General features: G+C 58.3%; 26 protein-coding genes and 1 riboswitch. Of the genes, 3 read left to right on the top strand and 23 right to left on the bottom strand.

The window, feature by feature from the left end; genetic code table 11:
• Positions 1-38: 38 nt before the first annotated feature.
• The 3 genes from ACML7B_RS01900 to ACML7B_RS01890 all read right to left on the bottom strand — a co-directional run bounded on the left by ACML7B_RS01900 (position 39) and on the right by ACML7B_RS01890 (position 2425).
• Positions 39-245: a hypothetical protein gene (locus ACML7B_RS01900; protein ID WP_418539098.1), complete on the bottom strand. Its 207-nt coding sequence runs from the start codon at positions 243-245 to the stop codon at positions 39-41.
• 4 nt (positions 246-249) lie between these two features.
• Positions 250-726, bottom strand: coding sequence for a precorrin-2 dehydrogenase/sirohydrochlorin ferrochelatase family protein (locus ACML7B_RS01895; RefSeq protein ID WP_418539097.1), 477 nt, complete (start codon positions 724-726; stop codon positions 250-252).
• Positions 727-955: 229 nt separating this feature from the next.
• Positions 956-2425: a M81 family metallopeptidase gene (locus tag ACML7B_RS01890; protein WP_346706959.1), complete on the bottom strand. Its 1470-nt coding sequence runs from the start codon at positions 2423-2425 to the stop codon at positions 956-958.
• 134 nt (positions 2426-2559) lie between these two features.
• Here ACML7B_RS01890 and ACML7B_RS01885 point away from each other — a divergent pair, with 134 nt between their 5' ends.
• Together ACML7B_RS01885 and ACML7B_RS01880 are read left to right on the top strand one after the other, a co-directional pair.
• A complete protein-coding gene (locus ACML7B_RS01885; RefSeq protein WP_418539096.1) occupies positions 2560-3357 on the top strand; it encodes a sirohydrochlorin cobaltochelatase in 798 nt (265 codons plus the stop codon).
• A gap of 4 nt (positions 3358-3361) precedes the next feature.
• Positions 3362-4243 (top strand): MBL fold metallo-hydrolase, encoded by an 882-nt coding sequence (locus tag ACML7B_RS01880; RefSeq protein WP_418539095.1) that lies wholly within the window; start codon positions 3362-3364, stop codon positions 4241-4243.
• Between the two features lie 106 nt (positions 4244-4349).
• Here the strand turns inward: ACML7B_RS01880 and ACML7B_RS01875 are convergent, their stop codons facing one another.
• From ACML7B_RS01875 to ACML7B_RS01780, 20 genes are all read right to left on the bottom strand, one after another.
• Positions 4350-4859, bottom strand: coding sequence for a hypothetical protein (locus ACML7B_RS01875; protein WP_418539094.1), 510 nt, complete (start codon positions 4857-4859; stop codon positions 4350-4352).
• Between the two features lie 20 nt (positions 4860-4879).
• A complete protein-coding gene (locus tag ACML7B_RS01870) occupies positions 4880-5302 on the bottom strand; it encodes a bacteriohemerythrin (RefSeq protein WP_106788735.1) in 423 nt (140 codons plus the stop codon).
• 135 nt (positions 5303-5437) lie between these two features.
• A complete protein-coding gene (locus ACML7B_RS01865) occupies positions 5438-6067 on the bottom strand; it encodes a precorrin-8X methylmutase (RefSeq protein WP_418539093.1) in 630 nt (209 codons plus the stop codon).
• A 19-nt stretch (positions 6068-6086) separates the two neighbouring features.
• On the bottom strand, positions 6087-7634 hold the full coding sequence (locus ACML7B_RS01860; RefSeq protein WP_418539092.1) for a cobyric acid synthase: 1548 nt from the start codon (positions 7632-7634) through the stop codon (positions 6087-6089).
• A complete protein-coding gene (locus ACML7B_RS01855; protein WP_418539091.1) occupies positions 7616-8680 on the bottom strand; it encodes a pyridoxal phosphate-dependent aminotransferase in 1065 nt (354 codons plus the stop codon). Before ACML7B_RS01855 ends, ACML7B_RS01860 begins: the two co-directional genes overlap by 19 nt.
• Before the next feature lie 16 nt (positions 8681-8696).
• The gene (cbiB, locus tag ACML7B_RS01850) at positions 8697-9605 is read right to left on the bottom strand and encodes an adenosylcobinamide-phosphate synthase CbiB (protein ID WP_418539099.1); all 909 of its coding nucleotides are present in this window, start codon (positions 9603-9605) and stop codon (positions 8697-8699) included.
• Entirely contained in the window at positions 9511-10197 is a 687-nt protein-coding gene (locus tag ACML7B_RS01845; RefSeq protein WP_418539090.1) for a histidine phosphatase family protein, read from the bottom strand. The genes cbiB and ACML7B_RS01845 overlap by 95 nt, the downstream gene beginning before the upstream one ends.
• A complete protein-coding gene (locus tag ACML7B_RS01840; protein WP_418539089.1) occupies positions 10194-10580 on the bottom strand; it encodes a bifunctional adenosylcobinamide kinase/adenosylcobinamide-phosphate guanylyltransferase in 387 nt (128 codons plus the stop codon). Before ACML7B_RS01840 ends, ACML7B_RS01845 begins: the two co-directional genes overlap by 4 nt.
• A 21-nt stretch (positions 10581-10601) precedes the next feature.
• Positions 10602-11390, bottom strand: a complete 789-nt coding sequence (locus ACML7B_RS01835) for an adenosylcobinamide-GDP ribazoletransferase (RefSeq protein ID WP_418539088.1) — start codon at positions 11388-11390, stop codon at positions 10602-10604.
• Position 11391: 1 nt separating this feature from the next.
• Positions 11392-11919, bottom strand: a complete 528-nt coding sequence (locus tag ACML7B_RS01830; protein ID WP_418539086.1) for a bifunctional adenosylcobinamide kinase/adenosylcobinamide-phosphate guanylyltransferase — start codon at positions 11917-11919, stop codon at positions 11392-11394.
• Complete coding sequence (cobT, locus tag ACML7B_RS01825; protein WP_418539085.1) at positions 11920-12990, bottom strand: nicotinate-nucleotide--dimethylbenzimidazole phosphoribosyltransferase; 1071 nt, start codon at positions 12988-12990, stop codon at positions 11920-11922. It abuts the gene before it with no gap.
• Entirely contained in the window at positions 12991-14349 is a 1359-nt protein-coding gene (locus tag ACML7B_RS01820; protein WP_418539084.1) for a cobyrinate a,c-diamide synthase, read from the bottom strand.
• The gene (gene cobK / locus ACML7B_RS01815) at positions 14325-16361 is read right to left on the bottom strand and encodes a precorrin-6A reductase (protein ID WP_418539082.1); all 2037 of its coding nucleotides are present in this window, start codon (positions 16359-16361) and stop codon (positions 14325-14327) included. Before cobK ends, ACML7B_RS01820 begins: the two co-directional genes overlap by 25 nt.
• On the bottom strand, positions 16358-17113 hold the full coding sequence (gene cobJ / locus ACML7B_RS01810; protein ID WP_418539081.1) for a precorrin-3B C(17)-methyltransferase: 756 nt from the start codon (positions 17111-17113) through the stop codon (positions 16358-16360). Before cobJ ends, cobK begins: the two co-directional genes overlap by 4 nt.
• Positions 17106-18158, bottom strand: a complete 1053-nt coding sequence (locus tag ACML7B_RS01805; RefSeq protein WP_418539080.1) for a cobalt-precorrin 5A hydrolase — start codon at positions 18156-18158, stop codon at positions 17106-17108. Before ACML7B_RS01805 ends, cobJ begins: the two co-directional genes overlap by 8 nt.
• A complete protein-coding gene (gene cobM / locus ACML7B_RS01800; RefSeq protein ID WP_346706943.1) occupies positions 18136-18912 on the bottom strand; it encodes a precorrin-4 C(11)-methyltransferase in 777 nt (258 codons plus the stop codon). The genes ACML7B_RS01805 and cobM overlap by 23 nt, the downstream gene beginning before the upstream one ends.
• Positions 18909-19616, bottom strand: coding sequence for a precorrin-2 C(20)-methyltransferase (gene cobI, locus ACML7B_RS01795; protein WP_346706942.1), 708 nt, complete (start codon positions 19614-19616; stop codon positions 18909-18911). The genes cobM and cobI overlap by 4 nt, the downstream gene beginning before the upstream one ends.
• On the bottom strand, positions 19613-20779 hold the full coding sequence (gene cbiD, locus ACML7B_RS01790) for a cobalt-precorrin-5B (C(1))-methyltransferase CbiD (RefSeq protein WP_418539079.1): 1167 nt from the start codon (positions 20777-20779) through the stop codon (positions 19613-19615). The genes cobI and cbiD overlap by 4 nt, the downstream gene beginning before the upstream one ends.
• Before the next feature lie 187 nt (positions 20780-20966).
• Positions 20967-21150, bottom strand: a riboswitch (cobalamin riboswitch).
• 87 nt (positions 21151-21237) lie between these two features.
• The gene (gene ybaK, locus ACML7B_RS01785; protein WP_418539078.1) at positions 21238-21717 is read right to left on the bottom strand and encodes a Cys-tRNA(Pro) deacylase; all 480 of its coding nucleotides are present in this window, start codon (positions 21715-21717) and stop codon (positions 21238-21240) included.
• A 4-nt stretch (positions 21718-21721) separates the two neighbouring features.
• On the bottom strand, positions 21722-22168 hold the full coding sequence (locus ACML7B_RS01780; protein ID WP_418539076.1) for a GNAT family N-acetyltransferase: 447 nt from the start codon (positions 22166-22168) through the stop codon (positions 21722-21724).
• 161 nt (positions 22169-22329) lie between these two features.
• On the opposite strand from ACML7B_RS01780, the gene ACML7B_RS01775 reads away from it, so the two are divergent.
• On the top strand, positions 22330-23231 hold a 902-nt coding region (locus tag ACML7B_RS01775), incomplete at its 3' end, for an ion transporter (RefSeq protein WP_418539075.1).

Genomic DNA, 23231 nt, shown 5'->3' with positions numbered 1-23231 from the left:
TGAATCGGGCTTCCGGGAACAGCTTCTCTGCCTGCAGCTTACGCCGGAAGGAAGAGCAGCCGATCACACCCCTGCCCTCCCAGGCTATCAAGGGAAAGGTCCTGGCGCCGGTCTCCGGTAGTCTCCATGGTCCGGATCTCTAATTCCAGTTCCGGAAATGTCTCCTTAAGCCTCCTGGCCACAAGCTGGGTCTGGATCCTGGCAAGCCGGCTGGCGCGGCTTCCGATCACAAGTTTCTTCTTCATTCCTTTACTCCTTATCCAGGCTGTCCAGAGCCTGTTCCACTGCCTCCCTGGCTTTTCTCGCCTTCCTGTGGCTTACGCCGGAAGCGCAGATGCCTGCCACCAGTTCTCCCCGCTTTACCACAGCCGGGAAGAAAAAGTCGCACAGTTCCTTCTTGTGGGCCACATTTACCAGAATTCCCCTGGCGCGGCACCCTCTGGCCACCGCTTCGTTACAGGCCGGGTCGTCAGTTGCCGCAAGGGCCATCTGGATCTGGGGCAGTTCTTCGTGGATCCCGGGGGCATAAGTTCCCCGTATCCAGTGGATCCTTCCTTCCTCTGCCAGGGCCTCTAATTCCTCTGTCACCTCCGGAGCCACAACCCAGATGTCCGGGGTGAAGGAAAGCAGGGTCTTAATGCGCCGCCGGGCGATCCGGCCGCCGCCCACCACCAGTGTCTTCTTTCCTGAGATATCAACAAATAACGGAAAATATGATCTGTCCATGTCTTTTTAAGCCTCCGTCTCATTTTCTTCTTTTGACCTATCCATCATATCATATCACCGGAAATGTGCAACTGATTTTCACCGGGAAACCGGGAAAGCGAAACAGCAGACTACGCCTGGATCATCCTCCCACAGTGCTGCAGCTTTCAGCCGCACTGCGAAGGGGAGGGCTCCTTCCGGCATCCCTCCCCACACACAGAACTTTGAAAGAACTGGAACTTCATATTGATCAGATCTCATCCAACGGATAGATCGGCCTTCGCACATGACGATAGGTAAATACCTCCGGACTTTGTGGCCCAAGGGCTGGCAGTTCGATGTCGTAGATCTTCTTTGCCACTTTTCCAAAAGAAGTGCGGAAATGAACGGCTGATTTGACCATCAGGATTTTGAAATCCTCCGGCATGATCCCGTTGCAGCGCAGCGCTTCCATATCCCAGGGCTGTGTCCGGACGCTGGACACCACCACCCGGGCGCCGTCAATGTCCAGAACCGCGCATTTCCCAAGGTTCCCGGGAAGTCCGGGATTATAATCCCGATTGATGAAACGACCGTCGGTGATCGCCCGCACATACGCTGTGCATGCAATGGGGTCTCCGGCAATTTCCGGACAGATCTTTCCCCCCAGACGGATCCGGACCCTGGTCCCCACGCCGCTTGCGTCCGCCTGCTCTACCGTCTCCGGGTCATAGATGATAACTGCTGCCACCCCCTCTGTCTTCCGTTCCAGCAGCCGGCGCAGCATATGAGTCCCGTCTCCGGTGGCTCCGGAACCCGGGTTATCGGAAATATCCGCAAATACGACCGGAAACTCTCCTTTTTCCAGCGCATCGTCAATGGCTTTATCAATGTCCCAAAAACTGCGGCGCAGATTGGCCCGGTCCTCCCAGATCCTGGCCGCAAATCCATCGCAGATCTCCTGCGCTTTCTCCAAATCTCCATCTGTAACTGCCACCACTGAAAGGCAGGTCTCTTCAATATCTGAAGCAAAAAATCCGTGCAGCACATTGACATTGATGATATTCCCTTCTCCCCGCAGCGCCTGAGCTTCTGCAACATATCCAGCCATACAGGGCTCCGCGGTAGGCATATAGGACAAAAGAAAATCCAAAGGATGATAAGCCATCGTCGGATGTACCCGTCCTTCCAGCGTATCCCACATACATTTTGCCGCCCGCATTCCGGCTTCATAAGTATCTGTGTGGGGATAATAATCATAAGGGAAGAAAGCATCCGCACAGGTTACCATCCGCCGGGTCAGATTACAGTGCAGATCCAGCGAAGCAATGACAGGAACTTCTGAACCCACTTTGCCCCGCAGTTCTTCCAGAAGCTCCCCTTCTCCGTCCTGGCAGTCTTCCACCACCATAGCGCCGTGGAGGGCAAGCAGGATCCCGTCCACTTGCTCTTCTCTGTCAATGGCTTCCAGCAATGTTGTCCTGGCAGTCTCAAACACTTCCCGGGTCACGATCCCGCCCGGCTGCGCGTTGAAAGCCAATACCGGGACAAGACGGCACTCCGCCACATCCTGGAAAAAATCCAGGAATCCGCCCAGTTCATTTTTCACTCCCCGGAAAACCTGAAGGATCTCGTCGCCAAAAAACCAATCCCTTGCGCGAAATGCTTCCACACCTGATTTTTCCGGCATAAAACTGTTGGTTTCATGTTTGAACTCCGCAATCAGAACCGTCTTCTTCATTTGCCTCATCTCCTCTCAAGGTCTTTTTTTCATTCTATCAAAATCCGGAAGCTCCGACAATCCTTTCCCTCTTTGTCTTTCCTGTGTTATAATCCTTCTAGGCAAATGAATCTACGACAAAAAAGGAGCACATCATGAATCAGAAAACCGGAATCCTTGTGGTCAGCTTCGGCACCAGCCACAGTACTACCCGCGCCCGGACCATCCAGGCCACCCAGCAGGAGATCCAGGCTGCCTGGCCGGACATCCCTGTCTTCCATGCCTGGACCAGCGGCATGATCCGAAAGAAACTGGCCCGGACTACCGGGGAGATCATCCCCGGGGTGAAAGAAGCCCTCGCCCAGATGGCAGAAGAAGGAATCACCCGGGTGGTCCTGCAGCCCACCCATGTGATCGACGGCATCGAGAACCAGAAGATGCAAGAAGACGCCGGCGCTTTCACCGGTGTTTTTCAACAGATCGCCTTTGGGCGGCCCCTTCTCTCCACTCCGGAAGACCTTACAGAGGTCGCCGGGATCCTGGCGGATTCCTTTTCTTTTCCCGATCCCGGGGAGCACCTGATCCTGATGGGGCATGGAAGCGCCCACTCTGCCAACCAGGTCTACCGCCAGCTGGAAACCTGTTTTCACAAGGCCGGGTATTCCCGGATCCATGTGGCCACTGTAGAGGCTTCCCCCTCCCTTGCCGATGTGATAGAGAGACTTCGGGGCGAGAAGGTTACCCGGATCCATCTGGCGCCTCTGATGATCGTGGCCGGGGACCATGCGGTCAACGATATGGCAGGTGAGGAGCCGGATTCCTGGCAGTCCGTCCTCACCCGCTGCGGATATCCCGTCACCTGCCACCTGAAGGGACTGGGGGAATATCCAGAGATCCGCCGGATGTTCCTCTCCCACCTGGAAGAAGCATTGTCTGTTTTGAAAGGAGATTGATCTTATGTACGAACTGATCCAAATCCCGGATACCAACTGTTACTATATCCAAAGCCCCGCCAAGATCGGCCTGGTGAAGCTTGACGACTCCCGGGTCTGCCTCATTGACAGCGGCAGCGACAAGGACGCGGGGCGCAAGGTCCGCCAGCACCTGGACGCCAACGGCTGGCAGCTTTCTGCCATCTATAACACCCACTCCAACGCGGATCATATCGGCGGGAACAAATATCTGCAGGGCCAGACCGGCTGCCAGATCTACGCGCCCGGCATCGAGTGCGCCTTCACCCGGCGCCCCATCCTGGAGCCTTCCTTCCTGTACGGAGGCTATCCCTGCAAGGATCTGCGCCACAAATTTCTCCTGGCCCAGGAAAGTGACGCCCAGCCCCTGACCCCCGACGTGTTGCCGGAAGGGTTTGCACTTCTTCCACTCCCCGGCCATTTCTTCGACATGGTTGGCTTCCGGACGCCGGATGAGGTGGTATACCTTGCGGACTGTCTGTCCAGCAAGGAAACACTGGAGAAATATCAGATCAGCTTCATCTATGACGTGGCCGCCTATCTTAAGACCCTGGAGATGGTACAGACCCTGGAGGCCCGGATGTTCGTCCCCGCCCACGCGGAAGCCACCACGGACATCGCCCCTCTGGCCCGGTACAATATCCAGAAGGTGCAGGAGATCGCCCAGAAGATCCTGGATCTGTGCCGCGAGCCGCTGTGCTTCGAATCCCTGCTTCAGCAGCTGTTCGCCCACTACGGCCTTGCCATGAACTTTGAGCAGTACGTGCTGGTAGGCAGCACGGTGCGCTCTTATCTGGCCTGGCTGAAAGACGAGGGCCGTCTCCAGGCGGAATTTGACAACAACCTGCTGCTGTGGCGGCAGGCTTAAGCTTCCGGGGCGATTTGGAATATCAGGGAAAAAAAGAGGCAGAACCCGGCGGGGAAACCGTCAGGCGCTGCCTTTTTCTTTTGTCTTCCCGGGGAACTCTCCCCGCTTATTGGTCTTTGGGCTGTCTCAGGATCCAAAGAGCGATCAGGATGCCCACGATATAGAGGATATTTACCAGTACGGTGGGGTTGTCCTTCAGGAAACCGACCACTGCCACGATGGCTGCCAGCGATATGGTAAGCTGGAAGCCGGAGAAGATCCTCCGCTCCCGGACTTCCTTAGCCTCCCGGCGGTGCTCCTCCTTCTCCTGCTCCATGGCAAGATATTTCAGCAGATCTTCTCCCTCCAGCTTGGAGATGATCTCCTCATCCCGATAGAAATTGTCTTCCTCGTCCCCAAAGTGCAGGCGTCTGCCCTGGAACGTCCGCCGGTTCTCCCCGGCCGGCTCCTGAGAAGCCTTGGGCTGATCCGCTTCCTTAACGGGTTCCGTCTTCTCTTCCGATTTGGGCTGCTCTTCTTTTACTTCTTCCGGCTGCCCTTCCGGAACCGGCTCCTGGGCCGGCTGTACCTCCGGCTCCTGGATCTTCTCTTCTGTATATTCCATTTCTTCTGCCATGGTACTCCCCTTTCGTCTGCTTACAGCCTGTCGCTGTTCTTGTTCATAAACTTGTATTCCGCCACAGAACGGTCAAAGGTCTTGATATGGCCGTACAGCCACTGGATCACATTCTTATTCACCTGCTCCACAAAGGCGTTGGAAGGACCTTCCTCTTCCTCCAGCATCTCATAGAGCTCCTTCACTACCTTGCGCAGCTTGTCATGCTCCTCTTTATGCTTCTCGATACCCGGATAGTTGATGGACTCCTGCAGCTTCTCCTCCTCGCCAAAGTGGAACTCTGTATAATCGGCCAGATAATCCAGGGTCTTGACAGCCACCAGCTTGTCCTTGCTGGTCTCACAGCTGTCCAGCAACTTGTTGATCTTGTCGATCAGTTCCTTATGCTGTCCGTCGATCATCTCATTTCCTGTAACAAGACTGTCGTCAAATTCTGCTCTCATATCGATTACCTCCTGTTTGATTCTCCATAGTTATGATAATTCTACCGCAAAACTTCCATAAAAGAAAGGTGAAAATAGAAAAAACCGAAAAGGGACAGGGTATTTTCAATCTGGGACGTGGTATTTTCGAAAATACTACGTCCCCAACAACAACGCGTTGCAGATGCAGGCCGCGATATTGCTGCCTCCTTTCCTTCCTCCCGCCACGATATAGGGGATGTCCGCAAGGCTCCGGATCAGTTCTTTGGCGGGGAGTACATTGACGAACCCCACCGGGGCAGCGATCACCAGACGGGGCCGGACTTTTCCTTCCCGGATCAGCTCATACAGCCGGATCAGCGCGGTGGGGGCGTTGCCGATGGCGAAGATCAGGTCTTCTTCCAGAGCGGCAGCCTTCTCCATACTTACTGCCGCCCGGGTGATCCCCCGCTCCTTCGCCTCCCGGGCCACGTCCGTATCGGCCATGAAGCAGTATGCCTTCCCTCCCAGTTTCTCCAGACGCTTCTTGTTAAGACCGGACCAGCCCATCCGGGTGTCGGTGACGATGGAGCAGCCTTCTCTTAAGGCCGCCACTCCCTGTTCCACCGCCCCGGGGGAAAATACCAGATTCCTGGCGTAGTCAAAATCTGCGCTGGTGTGGATACAGCGCAGGATCACCGCCGCATTTTCCTTTGGCAGCCGGATCCCCATGTCTTCCAGTTCCTCTCTGATGATCGCGAAACTCCTCGCCTCGATCTCTTCTGGCCGGATCTTCTCTATCTTCATACCGTTTCCCCTTTCTTCTCTAGATCCCCTGCTCCAGGATCTTATAAATCTGCTCCATGGGAAGGCTTTCCCTGATCCCAGCCGCCAGCCGGTCGTACTGCTGCTCCTTAAACTCCCGGAAATTCCTGCCTTCTCTTCCTTCTCCCGCGGCCTGCAGGATCTTGGGGGAAATGCCTTTCCGCTCAGCCAGACAGCGGATCAGGGCCTCTGTCACTTCCTCCTGGTCGAAAATGCCGTGCACATAGGTGCCGTATACATTCCCTGCCCAGGCGCCGTCCGCCTTCTCCTGGCCCGAGATCTGATCCCGCACCCAGGTCAGGGCCTTTGCCTGGCCATCCTCCGGTCTCCTAAGATCCACCCTTGTCTCGCCCATATGGATCTCATAGCCTTCCAGTTCTCTGCCGGAAAGCCCATTAAGCGCTCCTTCGCAGGGAGCAAAGACTCCCTGCACCCGGGTGCGGGTCTTCCTGCCGGTAAATGTGGTCTTAAGAGGGAGAAGCCCCAGGCCACGCATGGAGCCGCCCGCCTCTACGCCCAGCGGATCCTCCAGGGTTTCCCCCAGCATCTGATAGCCCCCGCAGATGCCAAAGATCACCGCGCCTCTGGCCTCCACCTTCAGGATCTGAGCCTCCAGGCCGCTTTCTCTTAGCCAGGCCAGATCTTCCATGGTATTCTTGGATCCCGGCAGCAGGATGAGATCCGGCTGTCCCAGCCGGGCCGGATTCTTCACATAACGAAGGGAGATCTCCGGCCGGTTCTCCAGGGTCAGGAAATCCGTGAAATTGGAGATCCTGGGCAGGCGGATCACCGCAATGTCCAAAAGGCCGTCCCCCTCCTGCCGCTCCAGCCGCCTGGCCAGGCTGTCCTCCTCCTCGATCTCCACGTCCAGGAAGGGCACCACGCCCAGCACCGGCACTTTGGCCCGCCGGGTAAGCTCCGCGACTCCCGGGTCCAGGATGGTCTTATCTCCCCGGAACTTATTGATGATCAGACCTTTCACCATCTCCCGCTCTTCCGGCTCCAGAAGCTGCAGCGTCCCCAGAAGCTGGGCGAACACGCCGCCCCGGTCGATGTCCCCGGCAAGGAGCACCGGAGATCTGGCCATCCGGGCCATCCCCATATTCACAATGTCTCCTTCCCGCAGGTTGATCTCCGCCGGACTCCCCGCCCCTTCCAGCACCAGGATGTCATAAGCCTCATCCAGCCTGGCAAGCGACTCCCGGATCTGAGGGACCAGCTGCTTCTTATAGGCAAAATATTCCCGGGCACTCATGGTGCCCAGCACCTGGCCATTTACGATCACCTGGGATCCTGTGTCGCTGGCAGGCTTCAAAAGGATGGGGTTCATGTCCGCCGAGGGCTCCACCCCCGCGGCCTCCGCCTGGACCACCTGGGCCCGCCCCATCTCCCGGCCGTCCGCCGTGATAAAGGAATTCAGGGCCATATTCTGGGATTTAAAAGGCGCCACCCGGTACCCGTCCTGCCGGAAGATCCGGCACAGTCCGGCGCACAGAAGGCTTTTCCCCGCCCCGGACATGGTTCCCTGTATCATGATCTTCTTAGCCATGCCATCAACCTCTCATTCTCCTCTTCTGTCCGCACCGCCACCCGGAAGAACCCTTCCGGAATTCCCCGGTAATTCCCGCAGTCCCGGATCAGGAATCCTGCCGCCAGGGCCTCCCTGTAAAGCCCCGGCCTTCCTTTGAAAAATACATAGTTTGCTTTGGAACCATAGACAGGAAACCCGCAGGCCTCCAGGCCTTCCCGGAGAAACGCCCTTCCCCGGGCCACCACTTTCCGGGTCTCCTCCAGATATCCCTCTGCCCCCTGAAGGGCCGCCACGCCTGCGACCTGGGCAGGCAGGGACACATTCCAGGGCTGGAGCATCTCCTGCATCCGCTCCAGGAATTTCCGGTCTCCGCAAAGGGCGTACCCCAGCCGCAGCCCCGGCATGGCGAAGCTTTTGGTAAATGCCTTCACCACCAGAAGCTCCGGATACTCCCGGATCAGATCTCTTACCTCATACTGCCCCGGATCCTCCAGAAAATCAATAAAACACTCGTCCAGCACCAGCCTTGCCCCGCAGGCCCGGCACCGCTCCAGGGCCTCCTTCACAAATTCCTGCTCAAGAGGCCAGCCCGTAGGGTTGTTGGGGCTGCACAGGAACACCAGATCCACCTCAGGATTGATCCGCTCCAGGAAATCTGCTCCTATCTCAAATTCCTGCTCTTCCCTAAGCTCATAGAACTCGGTCTGCCCTCCGGCCGCCCCAAGGGCCCTTTCATACTCGGAAAAGGCCGGCGCCGTCACAAGCCCCTTCCTGGGCTTTTGCGCCCAGGCTGCCGCAAAGAAAAGCTCCGCCGCGCCGTTGCCGCACAGCACCGCTTCCGGCGGCGTCTGCTCAAACTGCCCGATGGCCTCCCGCAGCTTCTCACAGCGCATATCCGGATAGCAGGCGATTTCCCCCAGGCTCTCCTCCAATGCCTGGATCACGCCCTTGGGCGGTCCCAGCGGGTTGCTGTTCACGGAGAAATCCGTCGCTTCCGGATGGCGGTAGATATCCCCGCCGTGGATCTGTTCGGTTGTCTCTTTCCTTTCTTCGATTTTCCTCACTCCACACTACCTCCGTCTAAAACCAGATGATCAGCACCGTCACCTTCAGCGCAAGAAACACGGCCAGAGCCAGCGCCGCCGTCAGATACATCAGTTTCCCAGCCCGCCGGATATCCTCCGGCTCAATGGGCCGCACCGGATCCCCTAGAGTGGGTTTCCGGTGAAGTTTGCCAAAATACCAGGCGTCCCCGGCAAGCTCCACTCCCAGAGCCCCCGCCATCACCGCCTCCGTCTGACCTGCGTTGGGGCTTTTGTGCCGCCTGCGATCCCGGCAATAGACCTTCCACGCCCGCCTTCCGCCTTTCCCTGTAAGAAATGCAGCTACCAGCATGAACAGCGCCGAAAGCCGGGCCGGCACATAATTCACCACATCGTCCAGACGGGCCGCGGCTGTACCAAAATACTGATACCGGTCGTTGCGATAGCCGATCATAGAGTCCATGGTGTTCACCGATTTATAGAAAAATCCGCTGGCGGCGCCAAACAACATCAGGTAGAACAACGGCGCCACCACCCCGTCGGAGGTATTCTCCGCCACAGTCTCCACCGCCGCTTTGACCACTCCTTCTTCCGTCAGGCTCTGGGTGTCCCTGCCCACGATCCTGGCGACCGCCCGGCGGCCTTCCTCCACTCCCCCGGTCTCCAGCGCCTGGTACACCCGGTCGCTTTCCACCTGAAGGGAACGGGCGGCCAGAAGCTGATAACAGAAGAAGGTCTCCAGAAGAAGCCCCAGCGGGAAAAAGGACCGGTAAGCCAGAAAGAGGATCCCCGCCGGGATCCCGGTACTGAAAAGGATCACCAGGACCGCCAGGATCCCTCCCCCCAGACGTTCAAAGAGCTTCATTCCGGGCAGAGATCTTCTGATAATTGGTTCCAGTCTCTCGATCAGCCGCCCCATAAGCCGCACCGGATGATACGGCCACACCGGATCTCCCAGCGCAAGGTCCAGGAGGAATCCGCCGGTCACAGGCAGCAGCATCTGCAAGTATAAGTTCATATCCTTCTCCATTTCTTACTTGATAATCATAGAAGTCGCCCCGGGGCCGGGCATACTCCTCCATAAGCGCCATGATGGTCCCCCCGTGGACCACCAGAGCCGCCCGGGTGACGTTCTCTTTCTCACACTGTCTCTGGACCTTCTCAAATCCCTCCAGCACCCGCTTCTTAAATTCTTCCCGGCTCTCCCCGCCGGGAGGGGCGTCCATGCCGCAGGAAGCAAACCACTGCTGGTAGGAATTTTGCCTGATCAGTTCCTCAAACTTGTGCCCTTCAAACTCCCCGAACCGGCACTCCGCAAGCTCCGGGATCACCACCGGCTCCTTCCTGGGATACAGGATGGCCCCGGTCTCCAGGCAGCGCTTCAGGGGGCTTGCGAACACCCGGTCCGCCTCCGGCGCCCTTAAGCCGGAAATTTCCTGCCGGCCCTCCGGACAGAGGGGCTCATCCGTACTTCCTATGTATCTTCGCTCCAGATTCCCCGCCGTCCTGCCGTGGCGGATCAGATAAAAGGTCCTCATCCCTTGATCTCCTTCCCGATTCCCAAGATCACCCGGTAAACCTTCCGGGAGGCCGCCGCCAGCCGGGTGCAGATCCTGCCGGTCTGTTCCCTCCAGTCCCGCTCAAAGGGTTCCAGCGGGACGATGCCGCAGCCCACCTCATCGGTCACCACTACAACCTCCGGATTTCGAAGGATCAGCCGCCCGGCCAGTTCCTCCAGCTCCTCTTCCTGCTTCCCTGCTTCCATGGCCCGGCGGATATATGCGTGAAAATGGTGGATCCCGGAACACCGGAAGAGATCCGCCTCCTCACACTCCCGCCCGTCCGCCCACACAAGGCCGGGAAAACGCTCATTGGCAAATGCCGTCTTCCCCTGACAGTCTCCTCCTGTGATCAGTATCATATCCTTCTCCTTCCCAGGCCACTAAAAGACCTTCAAAACCACGTCCATGGCCACGGCTCCCGCCGCGATCCACAACTCGCACATCTGCAGAAAATATCCGGCAAGATCCCCGGTGATCCCGCCAAAATAGTTCCGGCTCATCCAATAATAGCGGGCAAAGCAGATCCCGGCGCACAGAAGCGCCGCCATGCCGGTCATGCCCCCCAAAATCCCCATTCCGGCTCCCAGAAAGAGCAGATAGACTACCAGTGTGCGCCGCACTGCCCGGTTCCCTGCCGCCTCTGCCAGCGCAGCCACCGTCCCCTCCTTCTTCGCCTTGGGGAAAGTGACCACAGAAAGGCCGCTTAAGATCCGGGACAGCACAAACCCTGCTGCCGTCACTGCCGCTGTCCGCCAATGAAGCGTCCCATAGAGCCCCAGCATGGCCATCAGGTAAAGGCCGCAGGAGATCACGGCAAACGCCCCGGTGTTGGGATCCTTCAGGATCTCCAGCCTGCGCTCCCGGGGCGCACAGGCACTTAGAGCATCCCGGGTGTCCATAAACCCGTCCATATGGATGCCGCCGGTGATAAGAAACGGCACCAGTACCAGGGCCCCGCTCCAGAAAAGATCACTCTCCAGGACGCCCCTTACAAGCGCCCATTCCCGCAGCTGCCAGACACCCAGGAAAACACCTGCCACCACAGCTCCCACCCAGGGGAAGAAGACCATGGCATAGGTCTGGTTCTCCTCATTCCACCGGCTTTCCGGCATAGGGATCCGGCTGTACATGGAAAATGCGATCTTAAAGCCATTCCACAATTTCTTCATCTTACTTCACCACCACCGGGATCCCGTAGACCACTTCCGTCACCTGATCCGCCATACAGGCGGCTTCCCGGTTCAATTCTCCCAACAGTTCCTGATAGACCCGAATGTCTTCTCCATACTCCGCGCCGTCTGAGAAGATCTCATTGGTAACAATGGCCAACACTTCTGCCTGGCCGGCCAGACGGCGCAGGCCTCTTAAGATCTTCTGCTTCACCAGCTCCCGGTCTCTTACCCTTCCGTCCTCCTCATAGAGCTCATTTGCCGTAAGGTTAGAGAGACACTCCAGCAGGACCCCGCTTTCTGCGGGGATCTTAAGCTTCTCCAGGTCTTCCGGGCATTCCACCGTCTGGAATCCCCGCCCTGCCCGCTGCCGCCGGTGCCGGAGGATCCGCCTTTTGGCCTCCTCCCCTCCGGGCCGCATGGTTGCGATATAAATAAGCGGCCTCCCCTTCGCTTCCCCGGCGATCCAGGATTCCCCCCAGGCGGATTTGCCGCTTCCGCTGCCCCCTGTGATCAAATGTATCTTCATTTATGTAAGCTCCTGATATTCTTCAATCTGATTTTCAGAAAAGGTACTCATACTCCGGTACACTTCCTCTGCCATCAAAAGAGCGGGAAGATAGAGAAGGGCTCCGGTCCCCTCCCCCAGACAGAGCCCGCAGTCCAGGGCCGCCTCCAGTTCAAGTTCCGCAAGGATGGCTCTCATCCCAGGCTCCTTCGACACGTGGGAGGCGATCAGGTACTCCCGGACGGTGGGACACAGTCGTACCGCCGCCAGGGCCGCCGCCCCGGAGATAAACCCGTCCAGCACCACAGGGATCCCATAGACTGCTCCCCCCAGGCAGACTCCCGCAATCCCTGCCAGGTCGAACCCTCCCACTTTGGCCAGCACATCCAGGCTGTCGGAAGGGTCGGGCTGGTTCCTGCGGATGGCCTCCCGGATCACCTGGATCTTCCGCTCCAGCCCCTGACTTGTGAGCCCCGCGCCCCGCCCGGTCATCTCCTGGATCTCCCGGCCAAGGAGCAGACTGGATACAGCGCTGGAAGTGGTGGTGTTGCCGATCCCCATCTCCCCCACTTCCAGCAGGTCATATCCTTCCTCTTTCTTCTCTTTCGCCAGCCGGATCCCGGTGAGCACCGCCTGAAGGGCCTGCTCCCGGGTCATGGCCGGCTCCTTCGCCATATTCCGGGTGCCGTAAGCCACCTTGTAATCCGGCACCTGGGTATCCGCCGCCATGCCCATATCGATGGGGAAAAGGTCCACCCCCGCCTTTTTGGCCATGATGGCGGCGCTGGTGTTGCCGGTAAGGAAATTCTCCGCCACAATGGCAGTCACTTCCTGCCCGGTCTGGGTCACCCCTTCTTCCACCACCCCGTTGTCGGCGCACAGCACCAGAAGGGCCTTCTTCTCCAGCCTCACTGCCGCCGTTCTCTGGATCCCGGCGATACGGATGATGTCCCGCTCCAGTTTCCCCAGGCTGTGGAGAGGCTTGGCGATGGAATCCCAGCGGCGGGAGGCCTCTTCTTTTGCCGCCCCGTCCCCGGGCCGGATCATTTTCAACAGTCTCTCTAATTCTTCTTCCTGCCTTGTCGCCTTCATCTATCCCTTCTCCTTTGCATATCTCCGGCAGGCCTCCAGGAATGCCTCCCCGATCTGGGGATTCCCCCGGTAGTGAAAATGAGGATAGCCTGCCAGCAGCGTCTTCTCACTGATCATACAGGGCCACTGTCTCCCGGACACGGGTTTTCGGGCGGTGAATCCCTCCCCGCATCTGGAAGAATCGTAGTAGTGGAACTCGTGAGCCCTGAGGGGGACTGTAAGGGGCTCCCCAAACAACCGGCCTCCTGTCAGCTCCACATAGCCGAACCGCTGGGAACCGGCAGGGAAACTCTCCCCTTCCAGAACCCCTGCCATGGCGTAGCTTCCCTCTGCCGTCCGCAGCCGTTCCTGCAGATACTGGAATCCGCCGCATTCCGCCACACAGGGAAGGCCGCCACGGACTGCTTCCCCAAGCTCCCGGCGAAGGGTCTCATTTGCCTCCAGCTGACTGCCCCAGAGCTCGGGATAGCCGCCATAGAGCCCCAGCCCCTTCACCCCTTCCGGGAAATGGGCATCGTGAAGAGGGGAGAAGAACACCAGCTCCCCGCCTCTTTTCTCCAGGAAATCCAGGTTGTCCCGGTAGCAGAAGCAGAACGCCTCATCCCGGGCCACGGCGATCCGCACCGGAGCTCCTTCTTCCCTGCCTGTGGCAGATTCTCCCAGGTCCTCCGCCGTCTCTGCCAGTTCCAGGAGCCCCTCCACATCCACCGTCTCTTCCAGGCGCTCTCCCAGCGCTTCCAGACGTTCCTTCCACCCCGGCGCCTCCCAGGGAAGTTTCAGGCCCAGGTGGCGGCTCTCCAGGATTCCTTCCGGAAGGACCGGCAGATAGCCAAACACCCTAAGATCCATCTCCTCTTCCACCAGCTTCTTCATCTGGGGATACATGCCCGGGCTCATCCGGTTGAAGATCACCCCCCGGATCTGGCTTTCTTCCCGGAACTCCCGGAATCCCCGGATCAGAGGCAAAAGCGACAGGCTGGCCCCCCGGGCGTCCACCACCAGCACCGCCGGGGTGCCGGTGATCCGGGCGATGTCATAAGTACTGGCTTCTTCTTTCATTCCTCCCAGGCCGTCATAGTAACCCATGACCCCTTCCAGCACCGCGATCTCACAGTTTCCCGCCCGCTCCCTAAGAAGGGCGCGCACCTGATCTGGTGTACAAAAGAAACTGTCCAGGTTGTCGCTGTCTATTCCAAGAGCCTCCCGGTGGAACAAAGGATCGATGTAGTCCGGACCACATTTGAAGGAGACTGCCTGTTTCTTTCTTTTCTGCAGGGCCTTTAGAAGAGCACAGGTGATCAGCGTCTTCCCGGCCCCGCTTCTTGCCGCTCCGATCAGGAGTCTTGGGATTCTTCCCATGTTCCGCCTCCTCCTGTCATACTGATGATATAGATGGGGTTCTGGCCCTCCATCAGGTGGTAAGCTCCCGCCCTTCTGGCCCTGGACACGTTAAGCTGCACCACTTCTTCCTCCTGAAGGTTCCATTTCTTCATGCAGGCTACCGCCTCCGCCACCGTCTCCAGGGTGACGGCGTTGAGCACCACCCTGGCCTTGGGATTTTTGGCAAAGACAGCCTCCAGGATCTCCGGAAGCTTTCCCCCGCTCCCGCCGATGAACACCCCGTCCGGAGCTGGAAGCCCGTCAAGCGCCTCCGGCGCTTCCCCCGGCACCACCGTCACATTGTCTGTGCCAAACCGGCGGGCATTCTCCCGGATCAGATCCAGGGCCTCCCTCTTTCGCTCGATGGCATAAACCTGCCCCTGCCAGGCCGCAAGGGCCGCTTCCACCGCCACAGACCCGGTGCCTGCCCCGATGTCATAGATCACCCAGTCCCTGCCGGGCCGCAGCTTGGCAAGGCTTACGCTTCGCACTTCCTCCTTGGTCATGGGAACTTCTCCCCGCAGGAAAGTCCCGTCCGGGCGTCCCGGGACTGCCGGTTCCTTTCCCCCCTGGAGATTCTCAAGATAGATGAGAGCCAGTCCGTCTCCATCGTATTCTCTTAACATGTTTCCGTCTCCCCGGAGGATCTTCTCCTCCGGATAGGAAAGCCTGGTTCCCACTACCGCCCGGATCCCCCCAAGTCCAAACTCCACAAGAAGGCTTCCAAGCTCCTTTACATCCTCCCTGCTTCCTGCCAGGATCATGGTCTTCTGGTTCTCCCGGATCAGGGAGATGGGAGAACACTTTCTCCCGTGGATACTGGCAAAGGCCACATCCTCCCAGGGGATCCCCATCCGGGCGGCGAACACCACGGCGCTTGCCACTCCCGGCACCAGCCGCACCTGGATCCTTGGATCTTCCCCAAGCGCCTTCTCCAGCCTCCTGGCGCCGCTGTAGAAACCGATATCCCCGGAGAGGGCCACCGTCACCTGCTCCTCCTCCGGATGGGCGTGGATACAGGAGAGGATCTCCCTGGGATCATAGGCTGCATAGGTTTTCTGTCCCAGAGCTGCCGCCGCCTTTAACATCCGCTCTGCGCCGATGAGAAGTCCCGCGCTCCTGCAGGCTTCCCACGCCTCCCGGGTAAATCCTTCCTCCCCGCCAGGACCGATGCCTGCCACCGTCACCTGCCAGTGGGGCACAAGGCCCAGTTCTTCTGTGAGAAGGCTGCAGATCTCTTCCCAGGAGTATCCGGTCTCTTCTTCCGGCTTTTCTATCACTACAAGGCCAGCCCCAGCCTCAAGGGCCGCCGCCTGCTTCTCCGGGTAGCCCCCGGTCCTCCCGGAAGCCTTGGTCACCATCCATTGGATGTGATACTGGCGCAGCAGCGCCACATTCAGTTCCTGAGAGAAAGGCCCCTGCATGGCCAGGATATGGTCCCCCCCGATCCCTGCCCTCCGGCAAGCCTCCAGGCTCTCCGGGGCAGGCAGCACCCGGACATACACCCGCTCTTCATACCCGGGGATCTTCTGGTATTCCGCCAGATCCTTGCTTCCTGTGGTCACCAGGATCTTCCCCTCTGTCCGGCTTAAGAACTCTGCCGCCTCCCGGACAGAAGCCACGCCTTTTTCCTTCCCGTCTCCGTCCGTTTCCCGCAGGAGGCGTAAACAGGGGACCTGACAGGCCTCGCAGGCCTGCCGGATATTTTCCGTCACTTCCCGGGCGTAGGGGTGGGTGGCGTCGATCACATACCGGGGGACGAACTCCCGGATCCAGACTGCCATCTCCCTTGCTTCCATCCGCCGGGCAGAGACTGTCAGCCCTTTTCCCTCCAGCTCTTTTTTGTCCTTCTCCAGCAGCATTTCCCCGTATCCGGTAGCTACGCACACGTGCACCCGGACTCCGGCGGCCGCCAGATACCCTGCGGCCCTGCGGCCTTCCGTGGTCCCGCCGAAGATCAGGATCTTCACTGCTTCCTGCTGCTTCTTCATAACGCTCCTCCCTTATGGTCTTCCCCGGTGCGGTATCCTCTGGGAGTCACCATCCGTCCTCCTATGTTCCGGGTCTGGCTGCTGCCCACAAATACCGTGGTAAACATATCTGCCTGGGTATTCTTAAGTTCCTCCAGGGAGAGAAGCCGGATCTTCTCTCCTTCCCGCCCAATGTTCCTGGCCAGGCCGCAGAGAGTCTCCGGCGCCCGGTACCGCAACAGGATCTGGCAGGCCCGGGCCAGATGGTCTTTGCGCGTCCGACTGGCAGGATTGTAGAGACAGAGGACAAAATCCGCCTCCGCCGCGGCTTCAAGCCGCTTCTCGATCATCTCCCAGGGCGTCAGAAGGTCGCTCAGGCTGATCACACAGAAATCATGGCCCAGAGGCGCGCCAAGAAGCGCGCTTCCCCCAAGGGCCGCCGTCACCCCCGGGATTACCTGGATCTCCACCCTGGGATAGTCCCGGCCCACCTCGTACATCAGCCCGGCCATCCCGTAAACCCCTGGGTCGCCGCTGCAGACCATGGCGGTCTTTCTCCCTTTTTCCGCCTCTTCAAAGGCCATCCGGCAGCGGGCTTCTTCTTTCCGCATAGGCGTAGACAGATAGATTTTCTCCGGGAAGGATTCCCGCAGAAGATCCAGATATACCGTATACCCCACGATCACCTGGCACTCCTCCAGGCAGCGGCGGGCCTCCCCTGTCATCTGTTCCGGCCCTCCCGGACCGATCCCGATCACCCATATCTTAGTCAAAGTCCACCCTCCATTTCTCCTCCGCAGCCGCCACCGTCACCGGGCCCAAAGCCCGTTTGGGCAGGATCAGCTTTCCGCCCTTCCCGGCGCACAAAAGAGCGCTGCGCTCACATACATTATCCACGCCTGTCACCTGCTCCACGAAGGAGGAAGCGGTGAAGGCTCCCTGCAAAGATTTTAGCTCTTCCCCCTCATAAGCCTGAAGGGAGATCCCCCGGCTCCTGCAGTACGCCACAAGTCCCGGCTCCTTTTCCTTCTGCCGGATGGTGGCCGCCGCACGCACGCTCTGGGGCCAGATCCCGGCTTCTTCAAGGGCCGTCTCCACTGCCAGGGCGATCTCTTCTTCCGATACGCCCTTCCGGCAGCCAATGCCCAGGATCACCCGGCGGGGGATCAGACAGAGAATCGTCTCCTCCCCGGACGGTTTCCGAATTCCCAGGAAAATGTGGGGCCCCGCTCCTTTTCCGTCCCTTGGGAAAAGAGAAACTTCCGGAGGCAGTTCTCCTTCCACCTGACCGTTTCCTTCCTGCAGCTTAAGAGTCACCGGCTCTTCCCCAAGGATCCGGGCAGAAATCTTTTTCGCCCCTTCCAGGTCCTGGATGAAAAGCCCGTTCTTCGCCGCGAACACATCCACCGCCCACTTCCCGTTGATATCCGTGGCTGTGGTCAGCACCGGCTCCATTCCAAGCCGTTTTCCCAGAAGGCAGGCCAGGGCATTGGCCCCTCCCAGATGGCCGGACAGAAGGGGAATGCAGTAACGCCCCGCCTCGTCCACCGCCAGCACCGCCGGATCTTCTGCCTTGGACTTCACAAAGGGAGCCACAGCCCGCACCGCAATCCCTGCTGCTCCCACGAAGATGATCCCCTGAGCCTCGCTAAACTGGCGTTCGGTCCAGGCAGAAAGGGATTCCTTAAGGGACTCCGGATCGCGGCTGTTTTTCACTGCCGCCTCCGCCTCAAACCCTTCTTCCTTAAGCACAGAGGAAATGCGCCTGGCCAGCGCTTTCCCCCGGCTGGTAAAACTAATGATCCTGATCTTCATCATTTCTTCCCCTCCGGTATCCGGTGGTAAACTCCGGATCATAGAGCCTGGATCTCTGGTAGTTTTGGTGAGCCACCACCTCTCCCACGATGATCAGCGCGGTTTTGCTGATCCCGTGCGCCTCCCCGGTCTGGGCCAGCGTCCCCACCGTACAGGGATAACAGGCCTCCTCCGGCCAGCTTGCCTTGTAAACAATGGCCGCAGGGGTATCCGGCTCATATCCTCCTGCCAGCAGTTCCCGGGTCAGTTCCGGCAGAAGTCCTGCGCTTAAGAACAATACCATGGTGGCCTGATGAACCGCGAAGGCCGCCACCTGTTCCCGCTCCGGGACTGGTGTTCTTCCTTCCATACGAGTGATCACCACACTCTGGGACAGGCCGGGCAGGGTGTACTCCAGGTTCAGGGCAGCCGCTGCCGCGCCAAAGGAACTGACCCCCGGACAGGACTCATAGGGAATGCCCCGCTCCTCCAGCCGGTCCATCTGCTCCCGCACCGCGCCGTAGAGACTGGGATCTCCAGTGTGGAGCCGGACTGTATCCAGGCCTTTTTCCTGGGCTTCCTCCATCACTTCCAGCACCTCTTCCAGAGTCATATGTGCACTATTATATATCTTACAACATTTTTTTGTTTCTTTTAAAAGTTCTGGATTTACAAGAGACCCTGCGTAGATCACCACATCCGCCTGCCTTAAAAGCCGCTGTCCCCGGACCGTGATCAGATCTTCCGCCCCCGGTCCTGCCCCTACAAAATGAATCATTGTCTTTCTCCTTCTTTTACAAAGATCAGTGTATAGTAGCCTGCGTCTTCCCGAAGTTCTTCTGCTCCCCGGAAGAAACGCTCCCCAGGCATGCCGCAGTTTTCCACCCCCATGATCCGGGCGCCCCGGGCCTCCTCTTCCTTCAGGATCTCCCGCACCGCAGCCGCCTGCCTTCCTGCTTTCATCAGGATCTTGGTCCCGGGCAGTTTCATCGCTTCCCGGATCTGATAGGAAGCAGGGATCACATGGATCTGCTCCGCCTTCTCCCCCAGGGTCAGATCCAGCCGGGCCGCAGCCGCGCAAAAAGACGGGATCCCGCTTATGATCCGGGCCTCATAGCCCCGCTTTTGAAGCCGCCTGTGGAGATAGAAATACGTAGAGTAAACGCAAGGGTCCCCCAGGGTCAGAAATGCTACGTCCCTGCCCTCTTCAAGAAGCGCCGCAAGCCTCTCTTCCGCTTCCCGGTGGCTTCGCTCCAACACCTCCCGGTCTTTGGTCATGGGCATCTCAATCCCTACCCGCTCCTTCTCTTCAAGAGAAGGACAGGCCGCAGCCGCGATCCGGTAAGCCACGGTCTCCTCCGGGATCCGGCCCGGCGCCGCGATCACCGGACACTGCTCCAAAGTCCGGTATGCCTTAAGAGTGAGAAGTTCCGGATCCCCCGGCCCTACCCCCACGCCATAGAGTACGCCTTTCTTCTTCATATCTTCCTCCCGCTTTTCTTCCTGTCCTGTAAATACTGTTCCAAAAGGATTTCTGCCTGGCTGCTCTGCCCCAGGATCCCATACTGGCTGGAAAAAAGGATCACACCTGCCGGGATCTCTTCTCCCACTCTGCGGCGGATCTGTTCCTGTGCCCGGGCCGCCGCCTCACAGCCCAGAAGCTCCCGCTCCTTAGGAGTGCATTTCCCAAGGGCCTCTTCCGTGGTCACGCTGTCAAGGATGGCCAGGGCTTTCTCCTCCCCAAGGTGACAACGAAGCGCCGCCGCCGCCAGAAGTTCCATCCGGCAGTCCGCCTGCCGGGAATGGGTGTCCATGATCCCTCCCGCCACCTTGATCAGTTTCCCGATATGCCCTGCCAGGATCAGGCCTTTGCAGCCCTCTTCCCGGGCCATATCCAAAGCCTCACCGATATAGTTGCTGCATTTTACTGCCTCAGACGGCTGTATGCCGTAGTTCTCTTCCAGGAAATCCAGCCCGTAATTGCCGGGGGCAAGGATCAGGAAGGCCGCTCCCGCCGCCCGCTTTACCCGGATGTCAAGCCGGATGGTCTCGATCAGCGCCTGCCGGCTCATAGGCTCCACGATCCCGGTAGTGCCAAGAATGGAAAGCCCTCCCTCAATGCCAAGCCGGGGATTAAAGGTTTTCTCTGCCAGCCGCTCCCCTTCCGGGATGGAGATACAGATCACAAGTCCTCCCTCATATCCGGCTTCCTCACAGGCGGCTTCCGCCTCCCCCAGGATCATCCGCCGGGGCACCTGATTGATGGCTGGGCTTCCCACCGGCTGTTCCAGCCCCGGCCTGGTCACCCGTCCGACGCCTGCGCCTCCCTCCAGGACTATTCCCGGGTTCCCGGTCCTCCTGACCGTTGTATAGATAAGGATCCCGTTGGTCACATCCGGGTCGTCCCCGCTGTCCTTGCGGACAGCACAGGAGACCTGAAGAGGAAGCCTTCCGCCTTCCTCCGGCCACCGGACATCTGTATCTTCAACAGGAAGCGTAAGATGGCTGCCTCCGGGCAGTTCCACCGTCACATTCCCAGGAACTTCCGCCCCTTTGCCCCCAAACAGCAGCTTAAGCGCCGCCCTGGCCGCCGCCTGGGCGCAGGTTCCGGTAGTATATCCCCTGGCCAGTTCCTTTCCCGGCATATCCTTCCTCCTTCTTTCTCTGCTCCATGGATCCCTTCCGCTCTTCTATCACAGAATCCTGCAAAAATCACAAACATCCATATAATAAAGAAAAGAGACTGCCAGCGGCAATCTCTCCCAATACACAGCTCAAAGACAGACCAGTCCCCCGGTCCTCTCCTTATGTATCCTCTTGCCCTCACCGTAAGATCATACCCCAGCTACCGGCAGGTATCCTGGCTTGGAACTCAAACCTACTACCTGCCCTTCCCGCCCCGCAGGACAGTGGTACACAGGGTTCGTCCTTCCATACAGTAGAGTGAGCTGCCGCGGCCTCGCACCGCGTTCCCTTTTCATCTGCACACGGCAGAACCGGTATGGTAATATTCTAGCTGGTTCCCCCTAAAGTGTCAATTGGGGACAGGGTATTTTCAATCTGGGACGTGGTATTTTTAAAAATACCACGTCCCCACTTGAAATTATTCCGCGATATCCGCCATCTGGAACCGGATCACTTTGCCCAGATCTGCAAGGCTTACCTCTACCTGATACCCGATCTTCCCGGCGCTGAACATGATCCGGTCATACTTCCCGGCGCTCTCATCGATGATGGTGACAAACTGTTTCTTCATCCCGATGGGCGAACACCCGCCGTGGACATATCCGGTCAGCGGCAGAAGTTCTTTGGACTTGATCATCTCGATACTCTTCTCCCCCACGCTCTGGGCCGCCTTCTTCAGGTTCAGCTCTTTGCTCACCGGCACCACGAATACATAGTGTTCCTTTGATTTCCCCACTGTCACCAGCGTCTTAAACGCCCGGTCGGGATCTTCTCCCAGAACCCGGGCCACGTCCAGGCCGCTGACTGCCCCGGTCTCCAGATAGTTGTGGCTTTCATAGGGGATCTTCTTCTGTTCCAGCACCCGCATCACATTGGTTTTCTCCTGATTCTTTCCCATAATCTTAAATGCCTCCTAAAGAGTCTTGCCGTCTTTCATATAGCATGCAATATTCTTTTTCTCCAGTTCCTTCATCAATTCCTTCTGAGCAAATCCGGAATCCTTCCCTGAGATAAAACACCCCAGCCCGTCGGTTCTTCTGGTAGACATGCAGGCGCAGCCTCTCCCGGGATTGCTTCGCATCCTCCAGAAGCGCCCTGCCGATCCCCCGGCTCCGGCACTCCTTCCGGACGAAGATCCCTTCGATCTCCTCCCCGTTTCTTCCCAGGAACCCCAGGATCTTCCCCTCTTCTTCATATACCCGGACCTTCGCCAGGGGAAGTTCCTCCCGGACAAGATCCAGATTCCCCTTCCAATAAGAAGCAGGGATAAAATCATGGGCCTCCAGATTGGCCGAAAGCCAGATCTGGGACACTTCTTTTATTTCTTCGCTCTTCATATCTCGGATCAAAACTTCTTCCCTCCCCTGGTTCCTGCTCCTCATTCTATCCTCCCTTCCAAAGACTGTCAACCTGACCCGCAAATTCTGCAAATTCCACCAGTTCCGAATTGAAAACCCTGCCTTTTTGGATTAAAATAGAAACAGTTAATCCAGGCGGGGGGATCACACTTATGAAACCAGTATGGAAAACACGAAGGAAACGGATCTTTGAGATCATCGAGGTGGGCACAAGATATGACTATGCCAGCCGGATCTATGATTTTTTCAATGCTTTCTGCATCATCTTAAATCTCAGTGTCTGCACCATGTACACCTTTGACAACATGCGAAATGCCTACGGCGCCCTGCTTATCACCCTGGAGGAGACGACGGTGGCTCTTTTCCTGGTGGACTATGTCCTCAGAGTCTGGACCGCCAGATATCTCTATCCTTCCGTAAGCCAGCCCAGAGCCATCCTGAAATATATATTTTCATTCACCGGCATCGTGGACCTTCTGTCCTTCCTGCCCCATTACCTGCCCTTTTTCTTCCCGGCAGGCGCCATCGCCTTCCGGATGTTCCGGATCATCCGGATCTTCCGCCTGTTCCGCATCAACGCCTACTACGACGCCTTAAATGTGATCACGGAAGTTATCGTCAGCAAGAAACAGCAACTGTTCTCTTCTGTCTTCATCATCATTATGCTGATGCTGGGGTCCAGCCTGTGCATGTACAGCCTGGAACACGAAGCCCAGCCGGAAGTGTTCGCCAACGCCTTCTCCGGCATCTGGTGGGCCGCTTCCACCCTGCTCACCGTGGGATACGGGGACATTTATCCGGTTACTATCCTGGGAAAACTGTTCGGCATCTTCATCGCCTTCCTGGGCGTAGGCATCGTGGCCATCCCCACCGGTATCATTTCCGCCGGATTCGTCGACCAGTACTCCCGCATCAAACGGATGAGCGAGTACGGACAGGAATCCGCCATTCATTTTATCAAGATCCACCTGACTCCCCATGACTCCTGGGTAAATCACACCATCTCCCAGCTGCAGCTTCCCGACCGGGTGATCGTGGCCGCCATCCTGCGGAA

This window comes from Massilistercora timonensis (assembly GCF_048354975.1).
GTDB lineage: Bacteria > Bacillota > Clostridia > Lachnospirales > Lachnospiraceae > Massilistercora > Massilistercora timonensis.
The sequence above is the reverse complement of the archived record's forward strand: the minus strand, read 5'-3'. Positions and strand labels throughout refer to the sequence as shown.

Coding starts and splice junctions, on each gene's coding strand:
- cobT (WP_418539085.1), bottom strand. CDS start 12,990: ATGAAGGCGACAAGGCAGGAAGAAGAATTAGAGAGACTGTTGAAAATG.
- ACML7B_RS01840 (WP_418539089.1), bottom strand. CDS start 10,580: ATGATACTGATCACAGGAGGAGACTGTCAGGGGAAGACGGCATTTGCC.
- ACML7B_RS01885 (WP_418539096.1), top strand. CDS start 2,560: ATGAATCAGAAAACCGGAATCCTTGTGGTCAGCTTCGGCACCAGCCAC.
- cobI (WP_346706942.1), bottom strand. CDS start 19,616: ATGAAGAAGAAAGGCGTACTCTATGGCGTGGGGGTAGGGCCGGGGGAT.
- ACML7B_RS01835 (WP_418539088.1), bottom strand. CDS start 11,390: ATGAAGAAATTGTGGAATGGCTTTAAGATCGCATTTTCCATGTACAGC.
- ACML7B_RS01895 (WP_418539097.1), bottom strand. CDS start 726: ATGGACAGATCATATTTTCCGTTATTTGTTGATATCTCAGGAAAGAAG.
- ACML7B_RS01870 (WP_106788735.1), bottom strand. CDS start 5,302: ATGAGAGCAGAATTTGACGACAGTCTTGTTACAGGAAATGAGATGATC.
- ACML7B_RS01875 (WP_418539094.1), bottom strand. CDS start 4,859: ATGGCAGAAGAAATGGAATATACAGAAGAGAAGATCCAGGAGCCGGAG.
- ybaK (WP_418539078.1), bottom strand. CDS start 21,717: ATGGGAAAGAATCAGGAGAAAACCAATGTGATGCGGGTGCTGGAACAG.
- ACML7B_RS01860 (WP_418539092.1), bottom strand. CDS start 7,634: ATGGCTAAGAAGATCATGATACAGGGAACCATGTCCGGGGCGGGGAAA.
- cobK (WP_418539082.1), bottom strand. CDS start 16,361: ATGAAGAAGCAGCAGGAAGCAGTGAAGATCCTGATCTTCGGCGGGACC.
- cbiD (WP_418539079.1), bottom strand. CDS start 20,779: ATGCCGGGAAAGGAACTGGCCAGGGGATATACTACCGGAACCTGCGCC.
- ACML7B_RS01845 (WP_418539090.1), bottom strand. CDS start 10,197: ATGAGGACCTTTTATCTGATCCGCCACGGCAGGACGGCGGGGAATCTG.
- ACML7B_RS01890 (WP_346706959.1), bottom strand. CDS start 2,425: ATGAAGAAGACGGTTCTGATTGCGGAGTTCAAACATGAAACCAACAGT.
- ACML7B_RS01820 (WP_418539084.1), bottom strand. CDS start 14,349: ATGGGAAGAATCCCAAGACTCCTGATCGGAGCGGCAAGAAGCGGGGCC.
- ACML7B_RS01865 (WP_418539093.1), bottom strand. CDS start 6,067: ATGAAGATAGAGAAGATCCGGCCAGAAGAGATCGAGGCGAGGAGTTTC.
- ACML7B_RS01830 (WP_418539086.1), bottom strand. CDS start 11,919: ATGAAGATACATTTGATCACAGGGGGCAGCGGAAGCGGCAAATCCGCC.
- ACML7B_RS01880 (WP_418539095.1), top strand. CDS start 3,362: ATGTACGAACTGATCCAAATCCCGGATACCAACTGTTACTATATCCAA.
- cobM (WP_346706943.1), bottom strand. CDS start 18,912: ATGATTCATTTTGTAGGGGCAGGACCGGGGGCGGAAGATCTGATCACG.
- ACML7B_RS01900 (WP_418539098.1), bottom strand. CDS start 245: ATGAAGAAGAAACTTGTGATCGGAAGCCGCGCCAGCCGGCTTGCCAGG.
- ACML7B_RS01805 (WP_418539080.1), bottom strand. CDS start 18,158: ATGATGAAGATCAGGATCATTAGTTTTACCAGCCGGGGGAAAGCGCTG.